9 protein-coding genes are annotated in these 11,671 nt (G+C 66.1%); 7 read left to right on the top strand and 2 right to left on the bottom strand.

Annotated elements, in window-relative coordinates; all coding sequences use genetic code 11:
* The 7 genes from VB739_RS05005 to VB739_RS04975 all read left to right on the top strand — a co-directional run.
* Positions 1 to 737, top strand: a 737-nt coding sequence (locus tag VB739_RS05005; RefSeq protein ID WP_323356013.1) for a BRCT domain-containing protein, incomplete at its 5' end; no start/stop codon positions are given.
* A 36-nt stretch (positions 738 to 773) separates the two neighbouring features.
* Entirely contained in the window at positions 774 to 1,844 is a 1,071-nt protein-coding gene (locus VB739_RS05000) for an endo-1,4-beta-xylanase (RefSeq protein ID WP_323356012.1), read from the top strand.
* Between the two features lie 124 nt (positions 1,845 to 1,968).
* A complete protein-coding gene (locus VB739_RS04995) occupies positions 1,969 to 3,240 on the top strand; it encodes an HlyD family secretion protein (protein ID WP_323356011.1) in 1,272 nt (423 codons plus the stop codon).
* 98 nt (positions 3,241 to 3,338) lie between these two features.
* Positions 3,339 to 5,423 (top strand): glycosyltransferase, encoded by a 2,085-nt coding sequence (locus tag VB739_RS04990; protein WP_323356010.1) that lies wholly within the window; start codon positions 3,339 to 3,341, stop codon positions 5,421 to 5,423.
* A gap of 66 nt (positions 5,424 to 5,489) precedes the next feature.
* Positions 5,490 to 6,299, top strand: a complete 810-nt coding sequence (locus VB739_RS04985) for a peptidylprolyl isomerase (protein WP_323356009.1) — start codon at positions 5,490 to 5,492, stop codon at positions 6,297 to 6,299.
* On the top strand, positions 6,296 to 9,235 hold the full coding sequence (locus VB739_RS04980) for a peptidase domain-containing ABC transporter (RefSeq protein WP_323356008.1): 2,940 nt from the start codon (positions 6,296 to 6,298) through the stop codon (positions 9,233 to 9,235). Before VB739_RS04985 ends, VB739_RS04980 begins: the two co-directional genes overlap by 4 nt.
* Positions 9,235 to 10,395, top strand: a complete 1,161-nt coding sequence (locus VB739_RS04975) for an HlyD family secretion protein (protein ID WP_323356007.1) — start codon at positions 9,235 to 9,237, stop codon at positions 10,393 to 10,395. Before VB739_RS04980 ends, VB739_RS04975 begins: the two co-directional genes overlap by 1 nt.
* Here VB739_RS04975 and VB739_RS04970 read toward each other — a convergent pair.
* Together VB739_RS04970 and VB739_RS04965 are read right to left on the bottom strand one after the other, a co-directional pair.
* Positions 10,361 to 11,260: a class I SAM-dependent methyltransferase gene (locus VB739_RS04970; protein WP_323356006.1), complete on the bottom strand. Its 900-nt coding sequence runs from the start codon at positions 11,258 to 11,260 to the stop codon at positions 10,361 to 10,363. The two genes, VB739_RS04975 and VB739_RS04970, sit on opposite strands and share 35 nt — an antisense overlap.
* On the bottom strand, positions 11,235 to 11,671 hold a 437-nt coding region (locus VB739_RS04965), incomplete at its 5' end, for a TVP38/TMEM64 family protein (protein WP_323356005.1). The genes VB739_RS04970 and VB739_RS04965, both read right to left, overlap by 26 nt.

The raw sequence follows: 11,671 nt of genomic DNA, 5'->3' as shown, positions 1-11,671 counted from the left end.
GCCACTGGGTGAGCAAAGCGGCCCTCGACGTGGACGGCCTGGGGATCAAGTTGATCGAGCAGCTGGTGGACCGGGGCCTGGTGGCGTCGATCCCCGACCTCTACCGCCTGGATGCCGCCCTGCTAAGCAGCCTTGAGCGCATGGGGGACACCTCGGCCGCCAAATTGGTGGCTGCCCTGGAGGCCTCGAAGCAGCAGCCCTGGCACCGGCAGCTTTACGGCCTCGGCATCCACCACGTGGGCGAGGTCAACGCCAAGGCCCTGGCCCGGGCGTTCCTCAGCGCTGCCGAGCTGGAGGCCGCCGCGTTGGCTGCCGACGGGGACGAGGCACCGGATCAGCTCACGGCGGTCTTCGGCATCGGCCCCGAGATCGCCCAGTCCCTGCGGCAGTGGTTCGCCACCCCGGCCAACCGGGCGCTGCTGGAGCAGCTGGCGGTGCTGGGCTTCTCCCTGGCCGCAGCGCCGGAGCAGGACGGGGGCGGAGGGCCGCCGCCGGCCACACCCCTGGCGGGGCTGACCTTCGTGCTCACCGGCACCCTGCCCAGCCTGAGCCGCTCCGCCGCCCAGGCCCTGATCGAGGCGGCCGGGGGGAAGGTGATCGGTTCGGTGAGCCGCAAGACCAACCACGTGGTGGCGGGCGAGGAGGCCGGCAGCAAGCTCACCAAGGCCCAGGAGCTGGGGGTGAGCGTGCTGGATGAGGAGGGCCTGCGGGCGCTGCTGGGGACCGATCCGGCCTGACCGGCCAGAGTGGGAGGGCACGTCTGCAGCGGGGCCATGCGACGACGGCAACTGATTCTTCTGGCTGTCGTGGGGGCCCTGGGCTGGAGCGTGGCGCGGGCATTGCCGCCGGGCACTTCCCCGACCCTGCAGGGGCTGGCGGCGGCGCGGGGGCTGGTCTGGGGCACCGCCGTCACGAACGACCAGCTGCAGAACCCCGACCTGCAGCGTCTGGTGACCAGCCAGAGCGGCCTGATCGTGCCCGAATCCGAGCTGAAGTGGGATGGGGTGGAAGCGGCGCCCGGGCGCTTCGATTTCAGCGCCCCGGACCGGCTGCTGGCTTTCGCCCGCGAGCACGGGCTGGTGATGCGGGGTCACACCCTGCTGTGGCACGAGCAGTTGCCGGGGTGGGTCAAGGCCCTGCCGGCGGCTGAGCTGGACAAGGCCTTGGCGACCTACATCCGCACCGTGGTGGGCCACTACCGCGGCAAGCTGCCGTCGTGGGATGTGGTGAACGAACCGATCGCCGACGACGGCACGGGCCTGCGGCGAAACCTCTGGCTGGAGCGGCTGGGACCCGAGTACATCGCCAGCGCCCTGACCCGGGCGCACCAGGCCGATCCCAAGGCCGCCCTGGTGATCAACGAATACGGACTGGAGGGGGATGACGCCAAGACGGCCCGCAAACGGCGCTCGTTTCTGGCACTGCTGCGGCAGCTGCGCGACCGGGGCGTTCCCCTGAACGCCGTGGGGCTTCAGGCCCACCTCTATGCCAACGGCAGCGGAGCCACCACCTTCCGCACCCTGCCCGTCTTCCTGCGGGAGCTGGCGGCCCTGAATCTCGACATCTACGTGACCGAACTGGATGTGAACGACCGGGAACTGCCCGCAGCCATCCCCGAACGGGACCGCGCCGTGGCAGAGGTCTACGCCGCCTTCCTGGCGGCGGTCCTGCCGGAACCCAGGCTGAAACTGATCACCAGCTGGGGATTGAGCGATCGCACCACCTGGTTGAACTCCTTCTTTCCAAGGGCCGATGGTCTGCCCCAGCGGCCGTTGCCCTTCGATGCAAACAACCAGGCCAAACCAGCAACACTGGCCATAATGGCTGCCCTGGGCAAGTCCTGATTTGGCTAGATCAGCATCGTAGAGAAAAGTCAATCAGTCCCACAACAACGAATCAACAGAAGGGCTCATTGCCTGACAAAAAGTGCGGCTCTGGTAAAATCAAATTCCACCATGAACCGCCGGAATGTCTTCATCTTCCGCTGGCGCGAAAGACCCAGAACACGGCGGAGCCGCCGGTCCCGGCCCTGACGCGCCAGCGACGGATGACGACGACGCGATTCCCAGCTCTCGCCGGGCCGATCTCACGATCCTGCTGATTTCAGCTGGGCTGCTGATCACGGCGCTGGCCATCGTGATCAATTTCTTCACCGCACGCTCCCGCGATGCGGTCATCAATGCCACCCCGATCGTGCTCAGGAGTCCGGTCACCGGCATCCTGGAAAGCCTCACGGTGGGAACCGGCGTGGAGGTCCGCCCCGGCCAGACCGTGGCGATCGTGGTGAACCCCATGGCCACCCGTGATGCCCTCACTGGCCTGGAGACCCAGCTGGAAACGGCCAAGGGCCGGCTGCAGGAACTGCGCACACGCAGGGATCTGCGCAAGAAGCTCGTGGCCCAGCTGAACCTGGACGCCAGGCAGCAGCGCAGCCTGGAAATCTCTCGCGACCAGAACGAGCGCGACAACCTCGGCTTCGCGCTGGACCGGGCCCGCAAGGAACTCGCCTTCGCCCAACGGGAAACCGTGCGGCAGGACGCGCTGTTCAGGACCGGCGCCGTGGCCGCCAATGTGGTCGATCGGGCCCGCACCACCGAACAACAACGTGCTCGTGAGGTGCGGGGCCTCGAAGCCCAGCTGGCTGGCCAGGCGGCGGTCCTGCAGGCCTCCAAAAACGACCTCACCTTGCGCAACAACCGCAGCAACTCCGATCCGGTGGTGCGGCTTCAGGAGGCCACGATCGCCCTGGAGAACGCCGAAGGCGATGTGCGCACCCAGACGTTCCAGGTCAGTGGCCTGCAGCAGCAGGTGACCGTCGCCAGGAAAGAATGGCAGGAGCGCAGCCGCTCCCGACTTGTCAGCCCCAGGAAGGCGGTGGTCTGGCAACTGGGGGCCCAGAGGGGAGACTCCGTTGACGCGATGCAGACGGTGATCCAGATGATCGACTGCAGCCAGCGCTGGCTGACGACCACGGTGGCGGAAAACGATCTCAACCGCATTCGCCTGGGTAGCAAGGCCAGGATCGAACTGCTGGGCAGCCGGGACAAACTGCGGGGCGAAGTGATCGGGATCCGCTCCGGCATCGGCCGAACCCAGCTGGGTGATGAAGCTCCCCAACCGGTGCCGATCAATCTGGCCAGAGAAAGCGAAGTGAAAATCCGCATCCTCAATGATTTTCCCGCTCCTCCCGGAGAGTTTTGTTATGTGGGGTTCACGGCGAAGGTCAGCTTCGAACGATGAAATTTCTCCACTCGTTTTCGGATCCCACCGGCAACACGAGGATCTCACCGTGGGTCTGGATGGTGCTGCTGCTCTCCGGGGCCAGCCTGGTTCTGGCGGTGCTGCTGGCCAATCTGCAGGTGTCCGTGGTGGCGATCGGTCTGCTCAATCCCCTGAGCTTCCGGGTTCTGCCAGAGCTCTGGCAGGTTCGGGATCTCTGGATTGATGTGCTGCTGCCCCTGGCCGTAGCGGTGGGGTTTTGCCTGGGGGTGAACCTCCTGCCCAGGCGTCCTGCCGCCTATGTGCTGGCTGCGGTGATGCTATCGCTCTTTGCGACGCGCTACTTCATCTGGCGAGCGACAACCATCAACACAGCCCACCCAGTCAGCCTCTTCTTCAGCCTGGTCTTCTTTCTCTGCGAGTTCACGTATCTGCTGACATCTTCTCTACAGTTCTATCCTTCGCTGAAGTACAAGCCACAACAACGTCGGCGCCAGGCTGACGATCTCCTTGGCTGGACAAAGGATCATCAACCCAGCGTGGATATATGGATTCCAACCTACAACGAATCGGAGCGCATGGTTCGACGTTGCGTCATGGCGTGCGCCAATATCCATTACGCCAACAAAACGATTTACGTGCTGGATGACGGCCATCGTCCTGCCATTGCCGCCCTGGCTCAAGAGCTCGGCGTGCAGTATCTGAGTCGGCCCGACAATCAGCACCGCAAAGCCGGCAACCTCAACCACGCCCTGGCTCACTGCCACGGTGATCTGATCGCCGTGTTCGATTGTGACTTCATCCCGTTCAGCCGATTCCTTGATCGCACGGTTGGCTTTTTCAAGGATCCCAAGGTGGCCTTGGTGCAAACCCCGCAGCACTACTTCAACTCTGATTTCCATAATCGCAACCTCGGCCTGGATGTTCTTGTTCCCGACGACATGGACTATTTCTTTCGCTATGTCCAGGTGATTCGCGATCCCTTCAATGCCGTGGTGTGCTGTGGCACCTCCTATCTGGCGCGGCGCTCCGCCCTTGAGGCCATTGGTGGCTATGTCACCCATTGCATCGTCGAGGACAACCAGACCGGCACACGACTCCTCACCCGTGGCTGGCGCATGGTTTACCTCGATGAGATACTCAGCCTGGGGGAAGTGCCCCGAACCTTCCGTGATTACCTCGAGCAACGGCTGCGCTGGATGCAGGGCAACATGCAGGTGTTCGCGTCCCCCAAAGAGCTTCCGATCTGGAAGACCTTGAATTTCTGGCAGAAGGTCTTTTACCTGAATCTTTTTCTCAGCCTTCTGACCCCTGTTTTTCGCGCCGTCTACATCATTTTCCCCCTGATGTCGATGCTGATTGGCTTCACGCTGATTGCCGCACCTCCGGTGGAATACATGGCCTACGGACTGCCCTTTGTGATCATGCTGTATTTCCTGCCCTCCTGGCAGACCAACGGCCACTACTTTCATTTCTGGACGGAAGTCTATGAGTCCTTGTTCTGTTTTCCAGCCTTGAAGAGGATGTCGCAGATCCTGTTCCGGCCTTTCCGATCCGTGGGCAGCCTGGTGACCAACAAGGACGTCAACAACCCGAAGCAGAGCCTCGATCTGCGTTTTGCCTGGCCGTTCCTGGCCTATCTCTTCATTTTTGTAGGTGTTCTGATGCTGAACTACGGCCTGCCGCTGCTGGACATCCGCTGGTCCAGATCCGTCTTCGAAGGCGAAGGCCTGATGGTCGGCTGGAACCTCTACAACGGCATCCTGATGTTCATCTGCCTGCTCGCCTGCATCGACAAACCGATCCGGCGTCAGGCCGACCGCTTCCCCCTCGGACTGGTGGCCTGCCTGGAAGTGGAGGGCACCGAGTACTGGGGCATCACCAACGATGTCTCCGAGCAGGGGGCCAGCCTGTTGCTCAACACCCCTGGCCCGGGGAAGGGAGAGATTCAGGGGCTGCTGCGGGTGCCCCAGTACCACCTGGAGTTGCCCGTCCGGCTGAGGAGGGCCAGCCGTCTGCGGCAGCACCACTTGCTGGGACTCACGTTCGAAATGCCGGCCCGAGAGACGGATGCCGCCCTGATCCAGCTCATCTACGGCGAAAATGCCTGGTTCCAGAAGGTGAAGCGGGTGGGCAGCATCGAGGCCCTCTTCCTGCTGATGGGCAGCGTGGTGCGCGCCGAGCCGATCCTGCGCCGCTCCTGAAGTGACGGCGCTACGCAACCGCTACCGATACATCTGGAATCGTCGGTTCAGCCCCAGAATGCCTGGGTGAAAGCTGATCCTGTGCCCGTCGCCCACCCCTTGGACCACGACATCAGTCTCGATCCGCCCGTGCGCCCCTCCAGGCCACCGGTGCTGTTGGAGGTGGAGCCGCTGCCTGAGATCCCAGGGGAACTGCGTCGCCAGCTCGCCCGTCACCAGTTGCTGCTGCCCCTGCTGCGCCAGTCGGTGATCGCCAGAGCCGTGGCAGCGGTGACCCTGTCGGAGGAGGAGCGCCAGCAGGCCCAGCAGGCCTGGGGCGCCAGCCATGGCCTCCGCTCCGCCGACGACCTCCAGAACCACCTGCAGCGGCACGAACTCACGGAAGCCGACCTGCTCTGGCAAGCGGAGCTCCCCACCAGGATCGAGCGCCATTGCCAGGAGCATTTCCTGCACCGGGCGGAGCAGCGTTACCTGGCCCGCAAGAATCAGCTCGATCAGGTGATCTACAGCCTGCTGCGGGTGGAGGACGGGGCCCTGGCCCGGGAGCTCTACCTGCGCATCGCCGAGGGGGAAGCCGATTTCGCCGAACTGGCCGCCACCTACGCCAGTGGTCCCGAGCGCTCCACCCGGGGGGTGGTGGGTCCGGTGCCGTTGCTGCAGGCCCATCCGGCCCTGGCCGAACTGCTGCGCACCAGTCGCCCGGGCCAGCTCCATCCCCCCCTGCGCATCGACCGCTGGTGGCTGGTGGTGCGGCTGGAAACACTCCGCTCTGCCAGCTTCGACGACGCGATGCAGAAGCGGATGGCGCGGGAGCTGTTTGAGGAATGGGTGGATCAGGAAGTGGCCCTACTGCTGCGGCCGGGGCAGGGGCGATGACATCCACGGTCCCCGGACGCACCGACTGGCTCACCCTGCCGCCCTTCGACGGCCTCTCCATCGCCGGCCGGGAACGGCTGCTGGCGGAAGCCCGCCCGTGCCGGTTCCGCGTCGGCGAAGACCTCAGCAGCGCCGGCAGCGTTGGCAACCGGGTGCTGGTGCTGCACGAGGGTGAGGCCCGGCTGCTGGCGGAACGGGACGGCCGGCCGTTCACCCTGGAGCGGCTGGGGCCCGGCACCATCGTGGGGCTGGTGTCCCTGTTGCGCGCCGAGGGGATCGAAGCGGTGAGCGCCGCCTCCGAGCTGCTGGCGACCGCGGTTCCAGACACGCTGATGCTCGAGCTGCTGCTGAGCGAGGACAGCCTGCGCCAGTGGTGTGGCCGCCACCTCTGGACCGCTGAACTGCACCAACTTCTGCTGCAAAGGGAAGGAGCGGCGGCGGGGCGCTTTGATCCGCCCCTGTGGCGCGAAAGGATCGAACGCCTGCGCCTGCGGGCCCGGGGTGTGCTGCCGACCAGCGACGGAGCCATCGCCCTGCAGGACGGCGAACAGCTGCTGCTGGCCAGCGCCAACGTCCCCGATCTGGCCATCGGCTCGGTGCTGGCGGCGGCAGAGCCCCTTCCCCAGCCCCGTCCCCCCCTGCCCCTGCGACTGCTGGCCCTGGCCCCCGCCGCCGCCGTGGCGCCCACCCCGGACATCACCCAGGCGGCCCAGGCCATGGTCCCCATCGAGGCCGACGCCGGCGGCCTGGCCCAGCCCAGCAGCCTCGATCTGGGCCAGGACCGGGCCGACCGCCACCTGGTCCTGGTGCGGGGCAACGGTCCGCTGGAGGAGACCCTGGCCTGCTTCCAGATGCTCGGCAAGCTGCTGGAGCTGCCGTACCGCCGTGACGCGGTGGACAAGATCCTGCGCGACAAGATGCGCCGCGGCCAGCCGCCGGATCTGCAGCTCTGCGGCCAGATCGCCGCCATGCTCGGCCTGCTGGTCACCGGCGCCAAGGTGCCGGCGGCGTCCGCCACCCGGCTGATCACCCCCTGCCTGGTGCCCTGGAAGGAGGGCTTCGCCATCGCCACCGCCAGCAACGCCGCCGGCCTGCGGCTGGCCTCCCCGGCCGAGGGCTGGGTGCAGCTCAGCCCGGCCCAGATCGCCGAGCACTATCCGGAGGGGCTGGAGCTGCTGCTGCTGGAGCGCAGCATCGACACCCCGGAGCAGACCTTCGGCCCGGGCTGGTTCTGGCCGGCCCTGAAGCGCTACCGGGGCATGTTGCTCCAGGTGCTGCTGGCCTCGTTCGTGGTCCAGCTGTTCAGCCTGGCCAACCCCCTGCTGATCCAGGTGATCATCGACAAGGTGATCTCCCAGCGCAGCCTCGACACGCTGCAGATCCTCGGCATGGCGCTGGTGGTGGTCACCCTGATGGAGGGGGTGATCGGCTCGTTGCGCACCTTCCTGTTCACCGACACCACCAACCGCATCGACCTGCGCCTCGGCGCCGAAGTGATCGACCACCTGCTGCGCCTGCCGCTCGGCTATTTCGACAAGCGTCCCGTCGGGGAGCTGGGCACCCGCATCGCCGAGCTGGAGAAGATCCGCAACTTCCTCACAGGCCAGGCGCTGATCACCTTGCTGGATGCGGCCTTCTCGGTGATCTACATCATCGTGATGGCGATCTACAGCTGGCTGCTCACGATCATTGCCCTGGCGGTGCTGCCCATCCAGGTGGGGCTCACCCTGCTCGGGGCTCCCCTGTTCCGGCGTCAGTACCGCCAGGCGGCCGAGGAGAACGCCCGCACCCAGAGCCACCTGGTGGAGGTGCTCACCGGCATCCAGACGGTGAAGGCCCAGAACGTGGAGATGGTGAGCCGCTGGAAATGGCAGGAGCTCTACGCCAAGTACATCTCCCGCACCTTCGAGAAGACGATCACCGGCACCTTCCTCAACGAGACCAGCTCGGTGCTCCAGAAGCTCTCCCAGCTGCTGGTGCTCTGGGTGGGGGCCACCCTGGTGCTCAAGGGGGAGCTCACCCTGGGCCAGCTGATCGCCTTCCGGATCATCAGCGGCTATGTCACCCAGCCCCTGCTGCGCCTCTCCTCGATCTGGCAGAACATCCAGGAGCTGCGGGTGTCGTTCGAGCGTCTCGCCGACGTGGTCGACACCCCTGAGGAATCCAGCGAAACCGATCGCGGCCACATCCCCTTGCCGCCGGTGAAAGGCGACGTGGTGTTCGAGAACCTCAGCTTCCGCTTCAACCCCGGCGGACCCGAGGTTCTCACCAACGTCAGCCTGCACGTTCCCCCCGGGACCTTCACCGGGATCGTGGGTCAGAGCGGCAGCGGCAAGAGCACCCTGATGAAGCTCCTGCCCCGCCTCTATTCCCCTTCAAAGGGCCGCATCCTTGTGGACGGCTACGACATCGACAAGGTGGAGCTCTATTCCCTGCGGCGACAGATCGGCATCGTGCCCCAGGATCCCCTGCTCTTCTCCGGCACCATCAGCGAGAACATCGCCCTGACCAATCCGGAGGCCCCAAGCGACGCCATCGTCGAGGCCGCCCGGATCGCCGGCGCCCACGACTTCATCATGGAACTCTCCTCCGGCTACAGCACCCCCCTGGGGGAGCGGGGGGCCTCGCTTTCCGGCGGCCAGCGCCAGCGCATCGCCATCGCCCGCACCCTGCTGAGCCAGCCCCAGCTGCTGGTGATGGATGAAGCCACCAGCGCCCTCGATTACGACACCGAACGCCAGGTGTGCGACAACCTGCGGGAGGCGATGAGCCAGAGCACCGTGTTCTTCATCACCCACCGGCTCTCCACCATCCGCCGTGCCGATCTGATCGTGATGATGCACCAGGGCGCCATCGTCGAGACCGGCAGCCATGAGGAACTGATGGCCCTGAAGGGTCGCTATTTCGCGCTCTATCGCCAACAGGAGGCGGGCTGATGATTCCCCCCACCCCAGGCAGCCTGCTGCGCCGGGCCCAGAACAGCCTCGAGCGCAGCATCCACACCGACAGCGACGACGTGGTGCTGCAGCAGTCTCGCTTCTGGGCCCGCTCGATCACCTGGACCCTGATGGGCGTCACCCTGTTCGGCCTCGGCTGGCTGGCCTTCGCCCAGACCGAGGAGATCGTCACCGCCCCGGGCAAGCTCGAGCCCCTGGGGGTGGTGAAGGACATTCAGATGCCCGTGGGCGGCGTGGTGGAGGAAGTGATGGTGAAGGAGGGTGAGCGGGTGAAGAAGGGCCAGGTGCTGCTGCGCCTCGACACCGAGACCACCCTCGATCGCCAGGCCAGCCTGCAGCAGACGATCCGGTACAAACAGCAGCAGCTCCGGCTCAAGCAGGTGGAGCTCGACCGCTACCTGCAGTTCAATGACACCGAGCAGCGGGTGCTGCGCCAGAGCCTGGTGCTGGAGAAGGACGTGCTCGGCCGCCTTGAGACCCTCAACAAGGAGGGCGCCACCGCCGAACTCCAGTACCTCTCCCAGCGCAACAAGGTGCAGGAGGTGGAAGGCAAACTCCAGGAGGGCCAGGTCGACCGGCTGCGCCAGCAGGCGATCCTGCAGCAGGGCATCCGCGAAATCCAGAGCGAGCTGGCCGACATGCGCAGCAAGCTGACTGAACTCAACGTCAACATCCGCTACCAGGTCATCCGGGCCCCGGAAGCCGGCGTGGTGTTTGAGCTCAAGCCCCGCTCCCGCGGCTTCGTCGCCCAGACGAGCGAACCGGTGATGAAGGTGGTGCCCTTCGACAAACTGGAGGCACGGGTGGAGGTGCCCAGCCGGGAGATCGGTTTCGTCTCGGTGGGGAAAACGGCCGACATCAGCATCGATTCGTTCCCGGCCACCGATTTCGGCGTGCTGCAAGGCACCGTGCGGCGCATCGGCTCCGACGCCCTGCCCCCGGATCAGATGAACAACTTCTACCGCTTTCCGGTGGACATCCGACTCAATTCCCAGCAGCTGAAACTCAAGAGCGGCAAGGTGCTGCCGCTTCAGGTGGGCATGTCCCTCACCGCCAACGTCAAGTTGCGCAAGGTCACCTACCTGCAGCTGCTGCTGAGTGACTTCAAGGACAAAGCTGACGCTCTGCGGCAGATCTGAGCCGCTCCATGGCCAGGTAGTGGTCGGGGATGATGCGGGTGCGCAGCCCCACCAGGGGCTCCAGCCACGGCAGCAGCAGCCCGTCGAGGCCGCGGTTCACCAACCAGCCGGCCACACGGAAAGCCCGCCGCCAGCGGGCCTTCGGGGCGATCAGATGCAGGGCGCGCTGGTGCACCGGCCCGTCTATGCAGACCAGCCAGGCCGGATCCATCCCCGCCTGCCCCATCGCCACCTCGAAGCTGCGGCGGCTGTGGAAGCTGATGTGCTGGCCGTTACCGAAGGCGTAGTACCACCAGTCAGGAGCCGGAATCTCCCCAGGCTGGCGCATCAGGGTGGAGAAGACGAACAGGGGCGTGGCGCCCACCTCGTCGCGCAGGAACCCGGGGGTGCCAGGCACATGTTCGATCACCTCAAAGGCGGTCTTGCAGCCGATCGGGCCATCGCCCGGGGGCTCGCAGAAAGGGCGGATCAGTTCCATGGCCGCATAGGCGTCGGTGCCATGGAAATCGAAGCCGTGGTCGCGCAGCAGGCGCGGCAGCATGCCCAGGCCGGTGCCCAGGTCGCAGCCCGGCTCGCTGGGGCCGAAGCGACCCAGCCGGCCGATCACCAGCAGCAGACGCAGCAGCCGTGAGGCGTGCAGGTTGCGGTCGACGTAACCCGTATCGCCGTAGAAGGAGTCCTCGTAGGCCACCGCCAGCCAGGAGGGCTCGCCCAGGAACAGGAAGTCGCAGCTGCCGCAATGGACGAGTTCAGCCTCGATCCGGGCCTTGCTCACCCGCTCCCGTCGCACCAGGGTGAGGCTGCCGCCACCGCAGTTGGGGCAGGCGCTGGCGGAGGGGCTAGGTGGAGTCTCGGCCGTCACCATCGCTGGCCTGCATCGCAACGTGGGAGGTTACCCCGCGTGCCTCCAGGGCCAGGCGCACCTGGCGGCCCACCAGCAGCAGCACCGCCAGGGTGGCAGCCACCCCCAGCAGCCGCAGGGCCCAGGTGACGCCATCGGCCGGGCCGGCCAGCAGCGCCGAAAAACGCCTGGGATCGCCGGCCGCCGCCCCCAGGGCGCAGAAGAGCACGGTGCCCGGGAGGATGCCGATCAGGCCGATGGAATAGTCCCGCAGGCTCACCTCACTGAGGCCGTAGGCCAGGTTGAGCAGGCTGAAGGGGAAGGCCGGCGAAAGCCGGGTGAGCAGCACCAGGACCAGGCCCTGGCGGCAGACCGCCCGCTCCACCGCCAACAGCCGCGGCGCCCCGGCCAGGCGGCGGCGGGCCCAGCCCCGCC

The sequence above is a fragment of the Cyanobium gracile UHCC 0281 genome (assembly GCF_034931305.1).
Classification (GTDB): domain Bacteria; phylum Cyanobacteriota; class Cyanobacteriia; order PCC-6307; family Cyanobiaceae; genus Cyanobium; species Cyanobium gracile_A.
The sequence above is the reverse complement of the archived record's forward strand: the minus strand, read 5'-3'. Positions and strand labels throughout refer to the sequence as shown.

Excerpts from the sequence above, each read along its gene's own strand:
- VB739_RS04995 (WP_323356011.1), top strand. The coding sequence starts at position 1,969 with ATGTCTTCATCTTCCGCTGGCGCGAAAGACCCAGAACACGGCGGAGCC.
- VB739_RS04970 (WP_323356006.1), bottom strand. The coding sequence starts at position 11,260 with ATGGTGACGGCCGAGACTCCACCTAGCCCCTCCGCCAGCGCCTGCCCC.
- VB739_RS05000 (WP_323356012.1), top strand. The coding sequence starts at position 774 with ATGCGACGACGGCAACTGATTCTTCTGGCTGTCGTGGGGGCCCTGGGC.
- VB739_RS04975 (WP_323356007.1), top strand. The coding sequence starts at position 9,235 with ATGATTCCCCCCACCCCAGGCAGCCTGCTGCGCCGGGCCCAGAACAGC.
- VB739_RS04980 (WP_323356008.1), top strand. The coding sequence starts at position 6,296 with ATGACATCCACGGTCCCCGGACGCACCGACTGGCTCACCCTGCCGCCC.